The organism is Streptococcus sp. HMSC072C09 (assembly GCF_001813105.1).
GTDB lineage: Bacteria > Bacillota > Bacilli > Lactobacillales > Streptococcaceae > Streptococcus.
The window spans coordinates 72265-90569 of the sequence record NZ_KV811500.1 but is presented as its reverse complement, the minus strand read 5'-3'; the positions used below and the strand labels follow the sequence as shown (position 1 = coordinate 90569).

Annotated in this window: 21 protein-coding genes, 1 tRNA gene and 1 other RNA gene; 9 read left to right on the top strand and 14 right to left on the bottom strand. The window is 43.6% G+C overall.

The window, feature by feature from the left end; translation table 11 throughout:
• Window positions 1-24: 24 nt before the first annotated feature.
• The 4 genes from HMPREF2893_RS04910 to tpx all read left to right on the top strand — a co-directional run bounded on the left by HMPREF2893_RS04910 (window position 25) and on the right by tpx (window position 3100).
• Window positions 25-747 (top strand): metal ABC transporter ATP-binding protein, encoded by a 723-nt coding sequence (locus HMPREF2893_RS04910; RefSeq protein WP_003009916.1) that lies wholly within the window; start codon window positions 25-27, stop codon window positions 745-747.
• A complete protein-coding gene (locus HMPREF2893_RS04905; RefSeq protein WP_049491045.1) occupies window positions 744-1586 on the top strand; it encodes a metal ABC transporter permease in 843 nt (280 codons plus the stop codon). Before HMPREF2893_RS04910 ends, HMPREF2893_RS04905 begins: the two co-directional genes overlap by 4 nt.
• Window positions 1587-1597: 11 nt before the next feature.
• A complete protein-coding gene (gene fimA / locus HMPREF2893_RS04900; RefSeq protein WP_023919586.1) occupies window positions 1598-2527 on the top strand; it encodes a metal ABC transporter substrate-binding lipoprotein/fibrin-binding adhesin FimA in 930 nt (309 codons plus the stop codon).
• Window positions 2528-2605: 78 nt separating this feature from the next.
• Window positions 2606-3100, top strand: coding sequence for a thiol peroxidase (gene tpx, locus HMPREF2893_RS04895; RefSeq protein ID WP_049491046.1), 495 nt, complete (start codon window positions 2606-2608; stop codon window positions 3098-3100).
• 34 nt (window positions 3101-3134) lie between these two features.
• Here tpx and HMPREF2893_RS04890 read toward each other — a convergent pair whose 3' ends face one another.
• A complete protein-coding gene (locus tag HMPREF2893_RS04890; RefSeq protein WP_049491047.1) occupies window positions 3135-4160 on the bottom strand; it encodes a DUF3114 domain-containing protein in 1026 nt (341 codons plus the stop codon).
• A 124-nt stretch (window positions 4161-4284) separates the two neighbouring features.
• Between HMPREF2893_RS04890 and HMPREF2893_RS04885 the strand changes: the two genes are divergently transcribed.
• The gene (locus HMPREF2893_RS04885) at window positions 4285-4938 is read left to right on the top strand and encodes a metal-dependent transcriptional regulator (RefSeq protein WP_070674702.1); all 654 of its coding nucleotides are present in this window, start codon (window positions 4285-4287) and stop codon (window positions 4936-4938) included.
• A gap of 21 nt (window positions 4939-4959) precedes the next feature.
• Here the strand turns inward: HMPREF2893_RS04885 and dtd are convergent, their stop codons facing one another.
• The 8 genes from dtd to HMPREF2893_RS04845 all read right to left on the bottom strand — a co-directional run bounded on the left by dtd (window position 4960) and on the right by HMPREF2893_RS04845 (window position 11862).
• Window positions 4960-5403 (bottom strand): D-aminoacyl-tRNA deacylase, encoded by a 444-nt coding sequence (dtd, locus tag HMPREF2893_RS04880; protein WP_049491048.1) that lies wholly within the window; start codon window positions 5401-5403, stop codon window positions 4960-4962.
• 215 nt (window positions 5404-5618) lie between these two features.
• Complete coding sequence (locus tag HMPREF2893_RS04875) at window positions 5619-7838, bottom strand: RelA/SpoT family protein (RefSeq protein WP_003013723.1); 2220 nt, start codon at window positions 7836-7838, stop codon at window positions 5619-5621.
• Window positions 7839-8012: 174 nt separating this feature from the next.
• Window positions 8013-8756 carry a 16S rRNA (uracil(1498)-N(3))-methyltransferase gene (locus tag HMPREF2893_RS04870; protein ID WP_070674699.1) on the bottom strand — a complete coding sequence of 248 codons (744 nt, stop codon included), beginning with the start codon at window positions 8754-8756 and terminating at the stop codon, window positions 8013-8015.
• Window position 8757: 1 nt separating this feature from the next.
• Window positions 8758-9708, bottom strand: a complete 951-nt coding sequence (prmA, locus tag HMPREF2893_RS04865) for a 50S ribosomal protein L11 methyltransferase (protein WP_148131922.1) — start codon at window positions 9706-9708, stop codon at window positions 8758-8760.
• Window positions 9709-9845: 137 nt separating this feature from the next.
• Window positions 9846-10319, bottom strand: coding sequence for a GNAT family N-acetyltransferase (locus tag HMPREF2893_RS04860; protein WP_070674693.1), 474 nt, complete (start codon window positions 10317-10319; stop codon window positions 9846-9848).
• Window positions 10316-10750: an NUDIX hydrolase gene (locus HMPREF2893_RS04855; RefSeq protein ID WP_070674689.1), complete on the bottom strand. Its 435-nt coding sequence runs from the start codon at window positions 10748-10750 to the stop codon at window positions 10316-10318. The genes HMPREF2893_RS04860 and HMPREF2893_RS04855 overlap by 4 nt, the downstream gene beginning before the upstream one ends.
• A 45-nt stretch (window positions 10751-10795) precedes the next feature.
• The gene (locus tag HMPREF2893_RS04850; RefSeq protein WP_070674686.1) at window positions 10796-11338 is read right to left on the bottom strand and encodes a hypothetical protein; all 543 of its coding nucleotides are present in this window, start codon (window positions 11336-11338) and stop codon (window positions 10796-10798) included.
• A gap of 53 nt (window positions 11339-11391) precedes the next feature.
• The gene (locus HMPREF2893_RS04845) at window positions 11392-11862 is read right to left on the bottom strand and encodes a DUF3013 family protein (RefSeq protein ID WP_070674683.1); all 471 of its coding nucleotides are present in this window, start codon (window positions 11860-11862) and stop codon (window positions 11392-11394) included.
• Between the two features lie 114 nt (window positions 11863-11976).
• Between HMPREF2893_RS04845 and HMPREF2893_RS04840 the strand changes: the two genes are divergently transcribed.
• The 3 genes from HMPREF2893_RS04840 (at window position 11977) to HMPREF2893_RS04830 (ending at window position 13585) form a co-directional block, all read left to right on the top strand.
• Entirely contained in the window at window positions 11977-13248 is a 1272-nt protein-coding gene (locus HMPREF2893_RS04840) for a replication-associated recombination protein A (RefSeq protein WP_049473120.1), read from the top strand.
• Window positions 13249-13314: 66 nt separating this feature from the next.
• A non-coding RNA gene (gene ssrS, locus HMPREF2893_RS04835) (6S RNA) lies at window positions 13315-13507 on the top strand.
• Between the two features lie 5 nt (window positions 13508-13512).
• A tRNA-Lys gene (locus HMPREF2893_RS04830) sits at window positions 13513-13585 on the top strand.
• 183 nt (window positions 13586-13768) lie between these two features.
• On the opposite strand, the gene HMPREF2893_RS04825 is transcribed toward HMPREF2893_RS04830, so the two are convergent.
• From HMPREF2893_RS04825 to HMPREF2893_RS04815, 3 genes are all read right to left on the bottom strand, one after another.
• On the bottom strand, window positions 13769-14590 hold the full coding sequence (locus HMPREF2893_RS04825) for a nucleotidyl transferase AbiEii/AbiGii toxin family protein (RefSeq protein WP_003004480.1): 822 nt from the start codon (window positions 14588-14590) through the stop codon (window positions 13769-13771).
• Complete coding sequence (locus HMPREF2893_RS04820) at window positions 14583-15170, bottom strand: type IV toxin-antitoxin system AbiEi family antitoxin domain-containing protein (RefSeq protein ID WP_003004721.1); 588 nt, start codon at window positions 15168-15170, stop codon at window positions 14583-14585. Before HMPREF2893_RS04820 ends, HMPREF2893_RS04825 begins: the two co-directional genes overlap by 8 nt.
• A 209-nt stretch (window positions 15171-15379) precedes the next feature.
• A complete protein-coding gene (locus HMPREF2893_RS04815; RefSeq protein WP_070586328.1) occupies window positions 15380-15901 on the bottom strand; it encodes a hypothetical protein in 522 nt (173 codons plus the stop codon).
• A 216-nt stretch (window positions 15902-16117) separates the two neighbouring features.
• Here HMPREF2893_RS04815 and HMPREF2893_RS04810 point away from each other — a divergent pair, with 216 nt between their 5' ends.
• A complete protein-coding gene (locus tag HMPREF2893_RS04810) occupies window positions 16118-16651 on the top strand; it encodes a hypothetical protein (RefSeq protein WP_070586327.1) in 534 nt (177 codons plus the stop codon).
• Between the two features lie 135 nt (window positions 16652-16786).
• Here the strand turns inward: HMPREF2893_RS04810 and HMPREF2893_RS04805 are convergent, their stop codons facing one another.
• Together HMPREF2893_RS04805 and HMPREF2893_RS04800 are read right to left on the bottom strand one after the other, a co-directional pair.
• Complete coding sequence (locus HMPREF2893_RS04805; RefSeq protein WP_049498090.1) at window positions 16787-17494, bottom strand: hypothetical protein; 708 nt, start codon at window positions 17492-17494, stop codon at window positions 16787-16789.
• Complete coding sequence (locus HMPREF2893_RS04800; RefSeq protein ID WP_070674680.1) at window positions 17491-18171, bottom strand: ABC transporter ATP-binding protein; 681 nt, start codon at window positions 18169-18171, stop codon at window positions 17491-17493. Before HMPREF2893_RS04800 ends, HMPREF2893_RS04805 begins: the two co-directional genes overlap by 4 nt.
• Window positions 18172-18305: the final 134 nt, after the last annotated feature.

Below are 18305 nucleotides of genomic sequence, written 5' to 3'. Positions count from 1 at the left end.
TATTAATAGTAAAGGAGAAAAATCATGATTCAAATTGAACATCTAAGTGTTGCTTACCAGCAAACACTGGCCTTGGAGGATCTTTCCCTCACCATCCAGGGTCCAACCATCCTAGGCATTCTTGGACCCAACGGAGCTGGAAAATCAACCCTGATCAAGGCCATGCTAGGACTTCTCCCTCATTCGGGAAAGGTCCTGCTCGATCAAAAAGATCTCGGCCAAGCTCTTCAACGAGTGGCCTACGTCGAACAGAAATCCGCTATTGATTTCCACTTCCCCATCACGGTGCGGGAGTGTGTCTCACTGGGCCTCTACCCCCATCTTTCTATCTTCAAGCGAAAAAGTAAAGAAGATCTCCAAAAAGTGGAAAATGCCTTGAAACTTGTCAATCTTCTTGATCTAGCAGATCGCCAGATCGGCCAGCTTTCGGGAGGGCAATTCCAACGGGTGCTAATCGCCCGCTGCTTGGTCCAAGAAGCAGAGGTCATCTTTTTGGATGAGCCCTTCGCAGGGATTGACTCCGTCAGCGAAGACATTATCATGCAGACCCTTCAGACCTTGAAACAAGAAGGCAAGACCATTCTGATCGTCCATCACGATCTCAGCAAGGTCCCAGCTTATTTCGACCAGGTCCTCCTCCTTCACCGCAAGCTGATCGCTTTTGGAAAAACAGAGGAAACCTTTACCAAGGAGAATCTGCATGCAGCCTATGGGCATGAACTCTTTATAGGAGGTGGAGTCGGATGATTACAGAATTTATCGATGGATTACAGCAATTCCACTTCTTACAGAATGCCCTGATCACAGCCATTGCCATTGGTATTGTCGCTGGAGCTGTCGGATGCTTCATTATTTTGCGAGGCATGTCTCTCATGGGAGATGCTATCTCGCACGCAGTCCTTCCAGGGGTGGCCCTGTCCTTTATCCTTGGCATCAATTTCTTTATTGGCGCCATTGTCTTTGGGCTTCTAGCTTCCATCCTTATCACCTATATCAAGAGTAACTCCATCATCAAGAGCGACACTGCAATTGGGATTACCTTTTCTTCTTTCCTCGCCTTAGGAGTCATCCTGATTGGAGTCGCTAAAAGTTCCACCGACCTTTTCCACATCCTCTTTGGGAATATCTTGGCCGTCCAAGACCGGGATATGTGGATAACCATCGGTGTTGGTGCTGCGGTCTTGCTGGTGATTGTCCTACTCTTTCGACCCTTACTGCTCACATCTTTTGATCCTGTTCTGGCTCAATCCATGGGCGTCCGGGTCAAGGTCTATCACTACCTCCTTATGGTGCTCTTGACCTTGGTTTCTGTCACTGCTATGCAGAGTGTCGGAACCATTCTCATCGTCGCCATGCTCATTACACCCGCTGCGACAGCTTATCTCTATACCAATAGTCTCTGGTCCATGATGCTCCTTTCATCCGGATTAGGTGCTCTTGCATCCATCCTGGGACTCTTTATTGGCTATAGCTTAAACATCGCCGTCGGGTCTTGTATTGTCCTCACTTCTGCTGTCTTCTTTCTCATCAGCTTCTTTATCGCTCCTAAGCAGAGAAAGAATAAGCACGCTCTTTCATCTCATTAAAGGAGAAACACATGAAAAAAACCGCTTCTATCCTCGCCCTCTTTGTGGCGCTCTTATTTGGTCTGTTGGCCTGTAGCAAAGGCTCTTCTTCTGGAGCTTCTGGTAAATTGAAAGTGGTCACCACCAATTCAATCCTTGCAGATATAACTAAAAATATTGCTGAGGATAAGATCGATCTGCACAGTATCGTTCCTGTCGGCAAAGATCCTCACGAGTACGAACCGCTTCCAGAAGATGTCAAAAAGACTTCGCAAGCAGACCTCATCTTCTACAACGGGATCAACCTCGAAACCGGTGGCAATGCTTGGTTTACTAAATTGGTCAAAAATGCCAATAAAGTTGAAAACAAAGACTATTTCGCAGCTAGCGACGGAGTCGACGTCATCTACTTGGAAGGCCAAAACCAAGCTGGAAAAGAAGACCCTCACGCTTGGCTCAATCTCGAAAACGGGATCCTCTACGCTAAAAACATTGCCAAACAATTGATCGCAAAAGATCCCAAAAATAAGGACTTCTACGAAAAAAATCTAGCAGCCTATACTGAAAAACTTAGTAAGCTCGACCAAGAAGCCAAACAAAAATTCAACAATATCCCAGAAGAGAAGAAGATGATTGTAACCAGTGAAGGCTGCTTCAAGTACTTCTCCAAAGCCTACGGCGTCCCATCTGCCTATATCTGGGAAATCAATACGGAAGAAGAAGGGACACCTGACCAAATCAAAACGCTGGTAGAAAAGCTCCGGCAAACCAAAGTACCGGCCCTCTTTGTCGAATCCAGTGTCGATGAGCGTCCTATGAAAACTGTGTCTAAGGATACCAATATCCCGATCTATGCAAAGATCTTCACTGACTCGATTGCCAAAGAAGGAGAAAAGGGCGATAGCTACTACAGCATGATGAAGTGGAACTTAGACAAGATCGCAGAAGGATTGAGTCAGTAGACCATTCAGATTTCTAAACAAATCAGTGGTCCCTCCACCGGTATTGCGGTACAATAAAAACAAAAAAGGAGTCTTTTTATGGCAACATTTTTAGGAAACCCTGTGACCTTTACCGGATCTCAACTTCAAGTAGGGGAAATGGCCCATGATTTTTCATTGATCACTCCAGCTCTTGAGAAGAAATCTTTAGCTGATTTCGCTGGCAAGAAAAAAGTCCTCAGCATCATCCCATCTATTGACACTGGTATCTGTTCCACTCAAACACGTCACTTCAATCAAACCTTATCAGATATGGAAGACACTGTCGTCTTGACGGTCTCTGTCGACCTTCCTTTTGCTCAAGGTAAATGGTGCGCTGCTGAAGGGCTCGACAATGCCATCATGCTCTCAGACTACTACGACCATTCCTTCGGGAAAGCATACGGCCTCTTGATCAATGAATGGCACCTACTTGCGCGTGCTGTCTTGGTCTTAGATGCGGATAACAAGGTTACTTACGTTGAATACCTAGAAAATATCAACAGCGAACCAAATTACGACGCTGCAATCGAAGCCGTCAATGCGCTTGGATAAATGAAAAAAGAGGTCTGCGACCTCTTTTCCATTGCTATAAAATCCGATGAAGTCCATTCTGTAGGAGGACGCGCCAGCGTAAGCGAGGGATGCCTCTGAGGAAACTCCGCACGCGCTGTGCCACTTGTTGCTTGTAGCTCTTGCCTCCTTGTGCAAAGACCCCTTTTCGACTCCAGTAGCCTTCGACACTGCGATCATTTTTAGGGGCTAGATAGCGAACACCTTGACGATAAAGGACCTGCTTCCGAAAGGCTGGGTCCCAAGCTTTGACGGGGTCAATATCTAAGTCCTTATGGGTCCGTCCCCTAGCCAGCCCGTAGTTAAAACTAGCCCCATTGACAATGCCATTTTCAGAAACTTCTACTGGATCGACTTCATTGAGAAAACGCCCGGCTTGATCGAGAATATACTCCGTATGAAAATTTAACAAGACCTTGAAATTGACTTGTTGGGAGGCCCCTGATGGATAATGAAGGTGACCATCTGGCCCTAGGGAGACCTTATTGTGAAGGCGGGCAGCCGCATAAGCATCCACCGTGACCGCTCTAGCCTTTTGTATGTAAGCTTGTAAGGCCTCCTCGTCAGTCTGTCCAGCTCTGGCCTTATGCGTCCGAATCCATTGGGCTTGGTAACTTGAAAGTAGGTAGCGTAACTGGTGAACCTGGCGTTTCAAGAGCTGATCTCCCGACTGATCTGCTAAGGGATCCTTTTCAAAGGCGATTTGCACGACGTGTGAAAAAGCCTTCCAAAAGTCGGAACCTGGCGGACAATCTGGAGACATCCTACTCAGAAGAAAGGCTGTTTCTTCACAAGTTCCGGACAGGTCACTTGGCATAAGAAGAATTTTCATGACTCCCCTCAGCAAGTCTTGGGCAGCCGTTTCCGTTAGATCTTTGATCTCTTGAAACCACATGTTTTGAAACAGAGGACTGGCAAAGAAAAAGACAGACTGGTATTGTTCTTGGTAGGCTTGTGGATCTTTCAATCCCTGCAAGTGCTTCTCTAGATAGGCTAAACTACTCTCTCTCCAGCCTAATCTCACTAATTCCCGTCTGTTCATAGTGCCGTCCTTTCTATGCTACTATACTACCATCTTTTGGAGCTTGAGACAATTCTCATTACTCCACTAGCGTTTTTGAGGATATTTTTGATATACTAGAAGTGAGCGAAGAAAAGAGGAAAGCATGACACCAAACAAAGAAGATTACCTCAAGTGCATTTATGAAATTGGCACAGAAGTAGAAAAAATTAGCAACAAGGAAATCTCGAGTCGCATGCAGGTCTCTCCACCCGCTGTGACCGAGATGATTAAGCGGATGGTCTATGAGGGTCTCCTAGTGAAAGATAAAACCCATGGCTATCTACTAACAGATCTGGGCTCGCAATTGGTCTCTGATCTCTACCGCAAGCACCGCTTGATCGAAGTATTTCTGCTGGAAAAACTTGGCTACACAACTGAAGAAGTCCATGAAGAGGCAGAAGTTCTCGAGCATACTGTTTCTGAACATTTCATCGACCGGCTGGATCACATGCTTGGAAACCCTAAAACTTGCCCTCACGGTGGGACAATTCCAAAGAAAGGCGAAAGGCTTGTAGAAGCCTACCAAGACCGTCTCAGCGAAACAACTGAGCCTGGTCTGTATATTCTGCAAAGGGTCTATGACACCTATGAATTGTTAAAATTCTTAGACCAGATTCATCTCCAAATCGGCGATACCATCGCGTTTCAACGGTACGATGACTACACAGGGCTCTATCACTTCGTTATCCATGGACAAGAAATTTCTATCAACCAAGTGATCGCCCAACAACTCTATATCGAAAAACATGCAGTCTAATCCGACTGCATGTTTTCTTATTTATGGATTTTTTGTATCTAGCAAAATCGTCACTGGACCATCATTGATCAATTCAATCGCCATATCGGCTCCAAAGATCCCTCGTTTGACAGGGACTTCTTTTTCTAATTGATCATTAAAGGCATCATATAACTGACTGGCCATATCTGGCTTGGCAGCCCCTATAAAAGCAGGACGGTTGCCTTTTTTTGTCTCCGCAAAGAGGGTAAATTGAGAGATCGACAAGATTTCTCCTTGAATATCTTTGACCGAAAGATTCATCTTATCTTCCTCATCTGAGAAAATACGCATCTGCAATACCTTGCGGACCGCATAATCTAAATCTTTCTGATCGTCATCTGGACCGACACCTACTAGGAGCAGCAAGCCTTGCTGGATCGCATTGTAGACTTGACCATCAATGGAAACCGAGGCACTCTTGACCCGTTGAATTACTAATTTCATTTTATTATCCTATTTTATAAATCTATTGAGCATTCACTGCTACCCTTGAAAGAACGTCAACCACAGACGACGAGCTAACCAAGCAATAAAAGAGTTCTGAACATATCCTAGCTTCTTCAAAGAAAATCGACATCAGACAAGGCAGCGAGACGAAGACAGTACTTAAGTACGGCGAGGCGAGCTAACGAAGCAATAAAAGATAACTGAGCAGCCGATTAGCCGTTGGTACGCTTAACAGAGTACACCTCCGGTACACTCTTAATCTTATCCACAACTGTTGTCAACATAGACAGGTTTGGAATTCCAAAGGAAATGTGGATATTGGCAAATTTCATGTCTTTGGTTGGTTGGGCATTGACGGTTGAGACCATCTTAGCTGTATTGGAGAGGACTTGTAGTACATCGTTCAGAAGTCCGGCACGGTTGAGTCCGTAAATATCGATGTGAGCGATGTAGTCCTTGGTCGTGTTGTTATCTTCCCATTCCACATCAATCAAACGTTGCTCGTAGTTGTCTTGGGCACGTAGGTTCATACAGTCCTGACGGTGAATCGCAACACCACGTCCTTTGGTGATATAGCCGACGATTTCATCACCTGGAACTGGATTACAACACTTAGCAATCCGAATCAAGAGCCCAGAAGCGCCTTGGATGACCACGCCACCTTCGTGACGGACCTTCAAGGTGTCTTTTTTATTCTCAACCTTGACCTCGCCACCTTTGACTAGCTCTTCTGCTTCTGCGCGTGCTTTAGCCCGTTCTTCTTCCCGGCGTTCATCCTCCGTCAAGCGGTTAAAGATGGTAATAGCTCCGATCTCTCCAAAACCAATCGCTGCAAACAAGGCTTCTTCTGTCTTGTAACTTGATTTTTGTAGCACTTTGTCCATGTGTTTTTTGTCCATGAACTTATTGGCTACCAAGTCATGCTCGTGGAATTGGGCCATCAAGAGGTCCCGACCACGGTTAATCGACAATTCCTTGTCTTGATTTTTAAAGAACTGACGGATCTTGTTGCGCGCCTTGCTAGTTTTAACAAGGGTCAGCCAGTCACGGCTCGGACCAAAGGAGTTGGCATTGGTGATAATCTCCACCTGATCTCCCGTCCGAAGTTTGGTATTGAGGGGCACCATCCGGCCGTTGACCTTGGCACCAATCGCTTTTTCCCCAACCTTGGTGTGGATTTCATAGGCAAAATCGATCGGTCCGGAATCTTTCGGAAGCGAGCGTACGGTTCCATCTGGTGTGAAGACGTAAATCTCTTCTGCCAGGATGTCTTCTTTTACATTTTCAACAAATTCTTTGGCATCGCCTGACTGGTCTTGGAGTTCCATCATCTCCTTGATCCAGTTCATCCCAATAGCCGATTCCTTGCTGTTGACCTGACCCTTGATCCCTTTTTTATAGGCCCAGTGAGCCGCAACCCCGTATTCGGCAACCTCGTGCATTTCCTTGGTTCGGATCTGGAATTCAATCGGCCCTTTAGGGCCATATACAGTCGTATGGATGGACTGATAACCATTGGCCTTCCGGTTGGCAATATAGTCCTTAAAACGCCCCGGCATTGGCTTCCAGAGCTCATGAATGTAGCCTAGCATGGCATAAACATCACTTGGAGTATCCAGGATACAGCGAATGGCGATCAAGTCATAGATTTCATCAAATCGTTTCTTTTTATCCTGCATTTTGCGATAGATCGAATAGATATGCTTTGGTCGACCATAAATTTTCCCATGCAGATGGCGTTCCCCAGCATAGGTCTCAATCTTGTGGACAACCTCTTCGACCAACTCTTCTCGCTCGCGACGTTTTTCCTTCATCATATGAGAAATCTTGTAGAATTCGACTTCATTGAGATAACGGAAGGATAGATCCTCAAGTTCCCACTTAACGCTGGAAATCCCGAGACGATGGGCCAGTGGTGCATAGATCTCCATGGTCTCACGCGAAATGCGTTCTTGCTTATCTTTGCGCAAATGCTTGAGGGTACGCATATTATGCAAACGGTCTGCTAATTTGACCAAAATGACACGAATATCTTGAGACATGGCCATGAGCATCTTGCGATGGTTTTCCGCCAACTGCTCTTCATGGGACTTGTACTTGACCTTCCCGAGCTTGGTCACCCCATCGACAATCACGCGCACATCATGACCAAATTCGCGCTCTAAATCATCTAAAGTCGCATCCGTATCTTCCACGACATCATGCAAAAAGCCACAGGCGACCGTCACAGCATCCAGTTTCAGCTTGGCAAGGATTCCTGCTACTTGAATTGGGTGGATGATATAAGGCTCGCCAGACTGACGGAATTGCCCATTATGGCAATCAACCGCATAGACCAAAGCCTTTTGCACAAAAGCAACATCTTCAGGTGATAAATATTTTTTTGTAAGGGCAACGACTTGGTCCCCTGTTAAATTCTCTTCTTTCGGCATGTATTTTCTCCAGTTTCTTGGATACTATTTTAACACTTTTAGAAGCAGATGGGAACCAATGAAGCTACTTTAATATACGGATACTTCTCGAAGATCATTCTGGGATCCACCTTGCTTTTCATCATTCGTAAAAGTCTTTTGTAAAAAAATTAACGAAGCGATTCCTTCACTTCGTTAGTTCATTAATTCTGTAACAACACTCACTGCGCTAAGAGCGTAGAGTGGGGCTGTTTCTGCTCGCAGGATGCGAGGTCCAAGTCCTGCTAACACTGCTCCTTTAGCTGTAAAGCTTTCAATTTCTGCAGGGGAGAGGCCTCCCTCTGGCCCAAAGATAAAGAGCAATTTGCTTCCAGCTTCTAATCCGGTCAGCGACTGAATCAGAGTGGCTGCCTCTCCTTCTTTAGCAGACTCTTCATAGGCCACCACAATCTGGTCAAACTGGTCGAACTGAGCCAGAAAGTCTGCCTTTTTCTCAAAGAGACTGATGCTTGGTACCAGATTCCGCTTGCTTTGCTCGGCTGCTCCAAGGGCGATTTTTTCTAACTTTTCGACCTTCTTGCCTAATTTTTTGCCATCCCACTTAGCGACTGACCAGTCTGCGGGGAAGGCCCAGATATGGCTAGCACCGAGTTCTGTTACTTTCTGAGTGATAAACTCCAGCTTGTCTCCCTTAGGAAAGCCTGATGCGATGGTCACTTGGACTGGCAGTTCCACATTGTCATCCAATTCCTCAACTAACTCTAACTGACGGCTTTCCACATTGACCACGCGCGCCAATCGCTTAATCCCATCATCAAAGACCAAGGTCACTTCATCCTCTTCTTTCACGCGCATGACCTGAAACATGTGCTTGCTGGTTTCCTTGTCCTCGATAGTGATAGGTGAGCTAGCCAAACCTTTTACAAAATACTGCTGCATGCTAGCCTCCAATCACACCGGAGACATCCTTGGTCTTCTTGAAGACGCAGGCATTCCATTCCCCTTGGATCATGTGGGTTTCAAGGAAAAATCCAGCTGACTCAGCCGACTCACGCACCATGTCCCACTTGTCCTTGATAATGCCACTCATGATCAGGTAACCTTCATCCTTGACCAAACGATAAGCATCGTCTGTCAAATGAATTAGGATATCCGCCAAGATGTTGGCCACGATAACATCTGCCTCAATCTCCACGCCTTTCAGCAAATCGCCTGGAGCTACATGGATGTTTTCCATGTCCGGGTTGAGCTCAATATTTTCCTGAGCGACGCGAACCGCTACGTCATCCAAGTCATAGGCAAAGATTTCCTTAGCACCGAGAAGGGAGCTAGCAATGGAAAGGACACCTGAACCTGTCCCTACATCTAGCACCGTTTCGCCACCACGGAGAACCTGCTCTAAGGCAAAGAGGCTCATCTTGGTTGTCGGATGGGTTCCTGTTCCAAAGGCCATACCAGGATCCAGCTTGATAATCTTTTCTCCCGCCGTTGCCTCATAGTCTGTCCATGACGGCACGATGGTCAAGTCATGAGTGATGCGAGCTGGTTCATAGTATTTCTTCCAGTTGTCCGCCCAATCTTCCTCAGCCAAGGCAGTCGTGCCCATCTTGACCTCTCCTAGATCCATAAAGTCGGTCAATTCTGCCAGACGAGCCTGCAAATCCGCTTCAACCGTTGCTACATCAACCGTTTCCGGGTAGTAGGCCGTCACCACGATATCTTCCTGTTGCTCAACCTCTGGGAAAATTTCACCAAAACGATCCACATTCCCCACATAGTCCATGCTGTCTTCAATCGCAACACCCTGCGCTCCTAGCTCAATCAAGAGGTTGGAGACTAGCTCCTCGCCTTCACGCTTCACTGTAACTTTTAACTCTTGCCATGTTTCCATCATTAAGATACCAAGCCCGTAAAACACAAAGCCAAAATAGGAAATTCTCTGAAGACGCTTGTGTCTAAGAGAAGTTTATCTTTTGGGCACAGTGTTTAGGGCGGGTTCAGTTTAGAAATTTAACCGAACCATCCTTTCTATTTCTCTATCAATTTTTTCATGTAGACCATATCCATGCCTTCTTTTTCAGGCTCGATATGGGTTTGACGATAGCCGTTTTTCTCGTAAAAAGCAACCATGCCTGCATCCTGTAATACCGTACACAAATCCCATTGTGAAACGGTGGAAAATTCCTCTTCTAGCAAGCGCAATCCTTCAGAACCATACCCTTTTCCTTGATACTGGGGCAAAATCGCTGCGGTCCCCAACCAAGCTTTCGTTAACTCTTCATTGGTCTGAACTCGTAAAAATCCGATGTTTTCTTCATCTTTTTTTACAAAGTAGTAATAGCTATTGGGACGCTCGACTAGTTTCCACTTAATTCGTTCACGGTCCTCCAGATAAGGATCGTATTCGTCTTGGTATTTCTCATAGACTGCCTTAAAACTGGCTCTTTGAATGGCAATAATGGTTTCTAAATCCTCTGCTCCTGCTTTCTCAAGTGTTATCATAAACTTTTCTCCACATAATCTCTCACTCGTTCTTGCAATTGGGGAACTACCCGATCCGAAGTTAAAAACTCTTCAAAGCTCACTAACTTATAGCCCTGGCCCTCGTCTCCAAAGATGATACTTTCGAACTGTTCCTGCGTCAACTTCCCAACTAAAAAGACAGATTTCTTGTTCTCATCTAGCATACTGGGGTAGACCCGAGACCAGATTACGTCATCTTTCGACAGTTGGATATTTAATTCTTCATAGACTTCACGCGCTACGCACTCAAAGGGGGTCTCATCCTCTTCACGGCCACCGCCCGGTAACTCCCACAGATTAGGCCAGGGAATAGTCTCTTTATCATCACGCAAGATGGTCAAAATTTGCCCATCACAAATCAAGGCAATCTTACAACCCGTAAAATCTATTCTGCTATCCAATAATTCCATGATGACTCTTTTTACCATAACAACTGCGCTCTATGAAAATACGAGCTAGCTTTCTTCGATTTCCTTTTGGCACTCTGAATCCCAATAAGCCCGCCATCTACCATGTTTTTTAGCAAAATAAACCGTAAACTCATCATTTACATAATCGGCAACATAGCGAAGATTAGGAGGATTTTCATCAAAACTTAATATCCAAGGGTGGAAGTAAAAGGTTTTCTCCCACCTCTTCTGAGTATAGCCGAGATTCTTAGCAAACTGAGGGATAGGTTGTTGCAACTCGCTTTCCAAATGGGACTGAATGGCATTGTCAAAACTATTCAAACGAGCTAATAGTTGCTTAAACTGATCTTCCTCCTCAATTTTGAAATCACCTATGAACTCAAATTCTGCAAAGTCTATAGAAAATTCAAATAATGTGATTTTACCATCCTCAACATAGTGCCCATCTTCATCAACACAACAACGAGTTCCTGACTTCAATACTCGCTCAAAATCTAAATTCGCAAAGCGATTGCGGGGCAGAAGGCAAACTGATTGCTCAGATTTATCTGACCTTCTCCTGAAAAACTGTTTGACTTTTTCTAGCATAGTTTTCCCCTTCTCCTTGAATCCAGTATTCAAAAAAACACTTAGAATCTTTTCTAATATCTCGGATAAGGATAAAAGGTGCTTTCTTCTAGGCCAACTTTGCCTTCTTCAAAAACTTCTTGGTTCCAGACGATCTCAAAGCTCTCTGCTTCTTCGTCTGATAAGAAATCCATGAGCTCATCCAAGGCCAGCTCGGCTGTATCTCGAAGGAAAGTCGCAAAATAGGCTAGAAACTCACGAGACAAGCCTTTTTTAGGCTCATAAGGAATCGCTGTTAAATAGGCATCTTCTTCCACATGAGACTTGGCTGGATTGTAGAAGATAACAGCTTCTTCAAAGAATATATCCTCATCAGATTCTTCGCCAGCTTCATCAACCAGTGCAACCCCTCCCGTATTCTGTGCTTCCAAGAGAAAAGCCACTTCTACCGCATGGTTTTTCTTATCCCAATTGATCTCAAAATCAAAAGGAAAAACCTTGTCCATCTCCTCTTCTAAAACATCCAAAAATCCGTATTTAGACATAGCGTCCTCTTTCTAATTTCCCACTCTTAGAGCGGAATATGATACAATAGTTACTACAATCTTACCATAAAAACCGCCTCTTTGAAAGGAGACAAAGCTAGAAAGGAGAAGGAAATGCCCGACAATCTCGCACTCCGTATGCGACCACGAACGATCGATCAAGTCATCGGTCAACAGCACCTGGTCGGAGAAGGCAAAATCATTCGTCGCATGGTCGAGGCCAATCGTCTGTCCTCTATGATTCTCTATGGACCTCCGGGGATCGGAAAGACCAGTATTGCTTCTGCGATCGCAGGAACGACTAAGTATGCCTTTCGGACTTTTAATGCAACGGTTGACAGTAAAAAACGCCTACAAGAAATCGCAGAGGAAGCCAAATTTTCTGGTGGCTTGGTCCTTCTTTTGGACGAAATCCATCGCCTCGATAAAACCAAGCAAGATTTTCTCCTGCCTTTGCTCGAAAGTGGTCTGGTCATCATGATCGGTGCAACGACTGAAAATCCCTTTTTCTCTGTCACACCCGCTATTCGTAGCCGCGTACAAATCTTTGAGCTGGAACCGTTGACGACGGAGGAGGTCAAGCAAGCTCTAAAAACGGCGCTGGATGATCCCGAGCGTGGCTTTGACTTTCCAGTCGTGCTTGATGAGGACGCTTTGGATTTCATCGCTACCTCAACCAATGGAGATCTTCGCTCTGCCTTTAATTCTCTCGATCTAGCTGTGCTATCAACTTCTGAAAATGCAGAAGGGATTCGCCATATTACGCTAGAGATCATGGAAAACAGCCTCCAGCGCAGTTACATCACCATGGATAAAGATGGAGACGGCCACTACGATGTGCTCTCTGCCCTGCAAAAGTCTATCCGTGGTTCGGATGTCGATGCCAGTCTTCACTACGCCGCTCGTTTGATCGAAGCTGGAGATCTACCCAGCCTAGCTCGTCGCTTGACCGTCATCGCCTATGAGGATATCGGCCTGGCCAATCCAGATGCGCAGATCCATACCGTAACAGCCCTTCAGGCAGCGGAGCGCATCGGCTTTCCTGAGGCCCGCATTCTCATCGCCAACATCGTCATCGATCTAGCCCTTTCGCCTAAGTCCAACTCAGCCTACGTTGCCATGGACAAGGCGCTAGCTGATCTTAGAAGTTCTGGCAACCTTCCCATTCCTCGCCACCTCCGCGATGGTCATTATTCCGGAAGCAAGGAACTGGGAAATGCGCAAAACTATAAATATCCCCACAACTACCCTGGCAACTGGGTCAAGCAAGACTACCTGCCAGAAAAGCTCAAACACGCTTCCTACTTTATTCCCAATGAAAATGGCAAGTACGAGCGTGCTCTCGGAGCCACCAAGGAGAAGATTGATCAATTTAAGAAAAAGTGACATCGGTTTCAAAAAAATGAGATTTTTTCTTGAAATATTTCCAAAATGTGGTATCATATACATATAGAAACGCTGTGGTGTACGAACTCACACTTAAGTGTTGACCGACTATTTTTTGTATTATTAGGGAAACAAAAGACTTCTGGCAGTATGCAGGCCGTTTCACGCGGAAGCAGCTAAGTCAGAGCGAGTTGCCCACCTGCTTAATTGCGCGGGTTCAATACAAATCGTGAAGTTTCGGCACCAATACAGCTTTTTATATTTGCCTCCTTAGCTCAGTTGGTAGAGCAGTAGACTCTTAATCTATGGGTCACAGGTTCGAGCCCTGTAGGGGGCATTTTTTTATGCACAAAAAGCCTTGAAAACCAAGGCTTTTTTACTTTTCTTAAGAGTACTTAGCTCACTTTTTTATGAATACAAATAAGCGAGCTTCATGACAAAGCTCGCTTTTACCTAACACATCGTTATAATCTCAAAACCACCTCGGAGGTAGTTTGTTAATGAAAGTCTATATTATGTATCATAATTCTAACAATAGCTGCTGAACAACTTCCAAAACATCCCTGAAAGAAATAGAAGTTGCATAAGGGTAATGAGACTGATAATTTTCCCAATGACGCGCCAATGTTATATCATCCTTCATCTCATCAATCATATTTTGAAAATCTACTACATCTAACGTTGTCTGACGATAGGAGAATGTTGCCTCGCAAGCTGATCGAAGCTTTTTACTATCCAATCGGCTTTTTTCCATACTATAAATTACATACACATCATAAAAATCCTTGCTTCGAGTGTTAAAGAAAGATCTTCGATAAATCGTTTCCAATTTTTCAGCCAATATTGTCTCCAAATTATAGGCCACGATCTCATAGTCAATCTCTTGAAAGAGACTATGATAACGATAGGAAACGGATTTGGGAGTAATAGGATCACCAGTCGCAATATCTAAAGGAATTGTCTGACGTATATTATCAAGCCGACATAAAATATGGATTCGATAACCACCATAAGGATCTTCATCTTTAATTTCACTTATCTTAGTAATTTCATAATGAACCAAATCATCAGTTAGGATTTCCTTTAAAGTACTTTCTAGTAGAGATTTGTCCATCTTAAATTGTTCTAAAATAAAATCCATATCAGAAGTTGTTCGACTTTCAACACCAATAATATTGGATAAAAGAAATCCTCCCTTGAATACAAAGTTATGACTATACGGACTAGATGCTATCTTTGCAAGTATCGTTTCTAGAAAATAATAAGTTAGCACAACATTGAAATCTACCTGTTTTTCGTTTGAAATTTTATGGCACAGAGCAATCAATCTATCTTTATTCATATAAGACCTCCATCAATGATTGGACGTTTTCGAGCACATGAAACTCTCGCGCATATTTGTAGAGTTTTCGTAGATCTTTTTTTGAAGATTGAATATATCTCTTTAAAGAAGTCGAAAATATTTCCACATCTATCTTTTGTCGCTCGCGAATGAGATCGCATATCGATCTCTCCAAATCATATACCCTTACTTCATTTCCGAAGGACGTTTGTAGCTTTGTCACACCGACTTCATACAATTCTTTCTGGATGAAATGCCTTTTTACCTCCTTAGGAAATCGATGAGGATTATAACCTGTATAGACCGTCACTTCTTTGTATTTAGGGATAACATCTATCAGCCCATGGAGATACAATGCTGATAGATAAGAATAAATCACTTTTTGATGTTGGAGTTGGAAAATGGCATACTCATCATACTGAGACCAATCGGTGATATAAATCCCTCTGGCAACCTTTATGAGTTGACCATTTTCCACCATTCGATTTAGGTAAGGCTTTGGGATCCCTTTTTTAACTACATCAGATGTTCTAATAATAGACTGATGATCTAGCATTTCCTGTATTTGTTTTTGAATCATTTCAGCATTCCTATTTTTGTTACTTCTGTGCTTTTATTATATCATATCACACGCACAAAAGTAACAATAACGATTATTCATAAAAAGATGCCGGACAAATAGCTCCGACATCACTTTCCAAAATCCTCTCTCCAAATATACTTGACGGTCACATCGTCCCAATTCTTTGGACTGAAGCGGCTGGAGTAGATGGAGGTCCAATTCACAGTTCACCGATCCACCACTTGTGCTTTAAAGTGGACTGGTTTATCGTCTACATTGGTGATGGTGATGGTAAATTTCTTATTATTCGTGACATCAAAAACTTTTTCACCTAGGTAGTTGACGACAATCCCATCTTCTACCAATTGAATAGCCTGTTGAGTGTTAGGAATCTCCATAGAACCATTTTCAGTATCACCGATCTTCACGACTTTTTGTCCATCTACTTCAAATAACACATCACCAAATTGTTCATACCAAACAGTCATTCCAGATAATTTAATTTTTTGATCATCCTTCTTTTCTAAAATCAATTCCGAACTATACTCTAGCTGATCCGTATTGGGATAAACTCTCAATTGAACACTTTGACCAGGCTGGAGGGTATAGCTTCCATAAGCAAGGATCGAATAAACAAACCAGACTGCAAATGAAGCATATAAGAAGCCAATGATTCTTCGTGAACGTTTGCTTTTAAAACGATGTAAAAGTAAGACGAGAGAAATAATAAATATCAGGGGTGTTATCATTTGTCTTCCTTTCTTACCAGCATTGACCCGGTTATGATTTCTACAGCAGCTTTTCATTTCACTCCTAGCCACACTTTCCATCTAGTATACCATAACTTGAAATGATCTAATCACAAGAACCCTACCAAACATTTGACAGCTCTTCACCGAATCCGCTATGATAAGGGTACTTGAAATTCCGAGTTTTCGTAGCATTTAAAATGTAAGGAGTCAAAAATGAAAATCTATTATTCAAAATTTGTTGGTGGTGGCTATCTACTCTTTGCATCGGCTATATTCATTCAAATTTTCTTTCTTCTCTTACATGGATTGATCGACTTTTCTCAACTAAATCTTCTCACTGTGATTCCAACCGTCCTCTTTTTCGCTGCTATCTACGCAACAATTGCAGGCATCAAAAGACTGACTAGCCACAGAGTCTCCTTTGAATTCACCTTTGAAGGTATTGAGGTCTATCCCGGACTCTTCTTCTCAAAAGAAATCTTCATTCCCAAAGAAGAATTGTTGCGAGCATCGTATGTTGAAGTGGACGTCAGCGACCCTGATCATGTCAACAGCAAAGCTTGCTATTTAGATTTTAACCTCAGAGAAGTCACCCAGCTAGAAGATATTTCTAAGTCAAACATCATCATCAATACAAGCACCTTGAAATTGCGTCTCGCCCTTAGCCTCTGTCGATTTAGAGAGGAAGAAAAAGCCGAGTTAGCGACCTATCTAAAAGAAAACTACGGCATTGATTTTTTCTATTAGCATGTAATAAAAAAGCCCTCCATTAGAACTTTAGAATAGCAAGATCTTTCCAAGCACTTGAAGGAAGAGTACAGAAGAACCATTTTATAGCAAAGAAAAAGCCTTGAGTTGTTCTCAAGGCTTTTTTAACTGCTCTTAGTTCCCCATTTCCCCTTTGGGTACGAGCAGATAGAAAAATAGCAAATTCAATCCAAATACGGCAACAAAGAGCGCTAATTGGGTGACATCAATCGTTTGTTTCTCAGTCAAATCTTGGATTAGCTTTGTATAATAATAGCCTGGGAAAGCCCGTTGTAGCTTGCCAACTAAGTCCATAAATCCTCCACTTGCGCCAAGCGTATCAAAGGGAATAATGGTCATGGCTGCTAAAATAATAACTGGAAAGCCAATGGTATCAATCGTCTTGGCATCTACCCTCACCCCAAGTACAAAGCCAATCACACTAAAGTAGATCCCCATCAAGGATAAGAGGAAAAATTGTACCAACAGGCTAGTCGTCACTGGAAAGTGAAAACCTAGGACAGCAACTACTAGCACCGCTAAAAAGATCAAGCTGTTCAGAATCAGTTGTACGATGCTTTGATCCCATAAATAGTTCTTGACACTATAGCTTGTAAAGCGGGATTCAAAAGAATAAAACCCGATATCTGAGGCGATACGCTTACTAAAAGTTGCAAGGCTATTGCCAATGACGCCGATAAAGACGGCAATGCCTAATAAAATACTTGGCGAAACTCCTTTTTGAAGCTGATAAAAGAAGATATACCAGCCTATGGGTAAAATAATGGTGAATAATACAAAGCGCTTATTTCGTAAAACTTGTTTTAATTGAATCTTTTTCATGCTTGTTCCCCTCCTTTATTCATCTCTTCCCGGAAATACTGCTCAATGGTTTGACCAGCCTGGTGAATGTCCTCAACAGCTTTTGCGGCAGCAATTCGACCCTCTTTTAAAATCAAGACTTTTGTAAAAAAGGCATCAATTTGGTTAAAATCATGGGTCACCACAACAGATGTAAACTCTTGCTGCTCCAGTAATTTCCAAAAGTTATCCACTGCTTCCAAGTCCATGCCAGTCGTCGGCTCATCTAAAAAAATCAACTTTGGATGATTCAAAATGGTTAACAACAAGGACAAGCGTCTCTTTTGACCACCGGAAAGACTGCCCACCATCTGCTCTCTTGATTCTCTCAATTCGACCATCTCTAAGAGTCCATTGATATCAGCCTGCTTCAGCTGATTCATCCGGCTTTTTAATTCGACGAATTCAGCGACGGTTAGATCCTCGATGAGCAGATCCCCCTGAGGCATCATCCCAATTTCTCTTTGAAAATCAAGCGAAGTCTTTATCGTCCCCGAATCAGCCTGGAGCTGCCCAGCGATAATGTTGAACAGGGTGCTTTTTCCTGCTCCATTATTTCCCAGCAAGGCAATTTTGTCTCCTTCTTCTATCGAAAAAGACACTCCCTTTAATACAGCTTTCTCCTTAAATGATTTTGTAATAGATGCTACCTGAAACATACGATCCCTCTTTTCTTATTGATCTTGTGTACAGTATACTTCAAAGGGACAGGCTTTGTGGCTCTCTGTCAGAATCGGTCAAAAAATCGTCGCGAATGGTCAAAAAAGAGGCTGGGACAAAAGTCCTAGCCTCT

Coding starts and splice junctions, on each gene's coding strand:
- HMPREF2893_RS04885 (WP_070674702.1), top strand. CDS start 4,285: ATGACACCAAACAAAGAAGATTACCTCAAGTGCATTTATGAAATTGGC.
- HMPREF2893_RS04845 (WP_070674683.1), bottom strand. CDS start 11,862: ATGTCTAAATACGGATTTTTGGATGTTTTAGAAGAGGAGATGGACAAG.
- HMPREF2893_RS04805 (WP_049498090.1), bottom strand. CDS start 17,494: ATGAAAAAGATTCAATTAAAACAAGTTTTACGAAATAAGCGCTTTGTA.
- dtd (WP_049491048.1), bottom strand. CDS start 5,403: ATGAAATTAGTAATTCAACGGGTCAAGAGTGCCTCGGTTTCCATTGAT.
- HMPREF2893_RS04860 (WP_070674693.1), bottom strand. CDS start 10,319: ATGATAACACTTGAGAAAGCAGGAGCAGAGGATTTAGAAACCATTATT.
- tpx (WP_049491046.1), top strand. CDS start 2,606: ATGGCAACATTTTTAGGAAACCCTGTGACCTTTACCGGATCTCAACTT.
- HMPREF2893_RS04825 (WP_003004480.1), bottom strand. CDS start 14,590: ATGAATAAAGATAGATTGATTGCTCTGTGCCATAAAATTTCAAACGAA.
- HMPREF2893_RS04855 (WP_070674689.1), bottom strand. CDS start 10,750: ATGGAATTATTGGATAGCAGAATAGATTTTACGGGTTGTAAGATTGCC.
- HMPREF2893_RS04810 (WP_070586327.1), top strand. CDS start 16,118: ATGAAAATCTATTATTCAAAATTTGTTGGTGGTGGCTATCTACTCTTT.
- fimA (WP_023919586.1), top strand. CDS start 1,598: ATGAAAAAAACCGCTTCTATCCTCGCCCTCTTTGTGGCGCTCTTATTT.
- prmA (WP_148131922.1), bottom strand. CDS start 9,708: ATGGAAACATGGCAAGAGTTAAAAGTTACAGTGAAGCGTGAAGGCGAG.
- HMPREF2893_RS04910 (WP_003009916.1), top strand. CDS start 25: ATGATTCAAATTGAACATCTAAGTGTTGCTTACCAGCAAACACTGGCC.
- HMPREF2893_RS04840 (WP_049473120.1), top strand. CDS start 11,977: ATGCCCGACAATCTCGCACTCCGTATGCGACCACGAACGATCGATCAA.
- HMPREF2893_RS04870 (WP_070674699.1), bottom strand. CDS start 8,756: ATGCAGCAGTATTTTGTAAAAGGTTTGGCTAGCTCACCTATCACTATC.
- HMPREF2893_RS04890 (WP_049491047.1), bottom strand. CDS start 4,160: ATGAACAGACGGGAATTAGTGAGATTAGGCTGGAGAGAGAGTAGTTTA.
- HMPREF2893_RS04905 (WP_049491045.1), top strand. CDS start 744: ATGATTACAGAATTTATCGATGGATTACAGCAATTCCACTTCTTACAG.
- HMPREF2893_RS04850 (WP_070674686.1), bottom strand. CDS start 11,338: ATGCTAGAAAAAGTCAAACAGTTTTTCAGGAGAAGGTCAGATAAATCT.
- HMPREF2893_RS04875 (WP_003013723.1), bottom strand. CDS start 7,838: ATGCCGAAAGAAGAGAATTTAACAGGGGACCAAGTCGTTGCCCTTACA.
- HMPREF2893_RS04815 (WP_070586328.1), bottom strand. CDS start 15,901: ATGATAACACCCCTGATATTTATTATTTCTCTCGTCTTACTTTTACAT.
- HMPREF2893_RS04800 (WP_070674680.1), bottom strand. CDS start 18,171: ATGTTTCAGGTAGCATCTATTACAAAATCATTTAAGGAGAAAGCTGTA.
- HMPREF2893_RS04820 (WP_003004721.1), bottom strand. CDS start 15,170: ATGATTCAAAAACAAATACAGGAAATGCTAGATCATCAGTCTATTATT.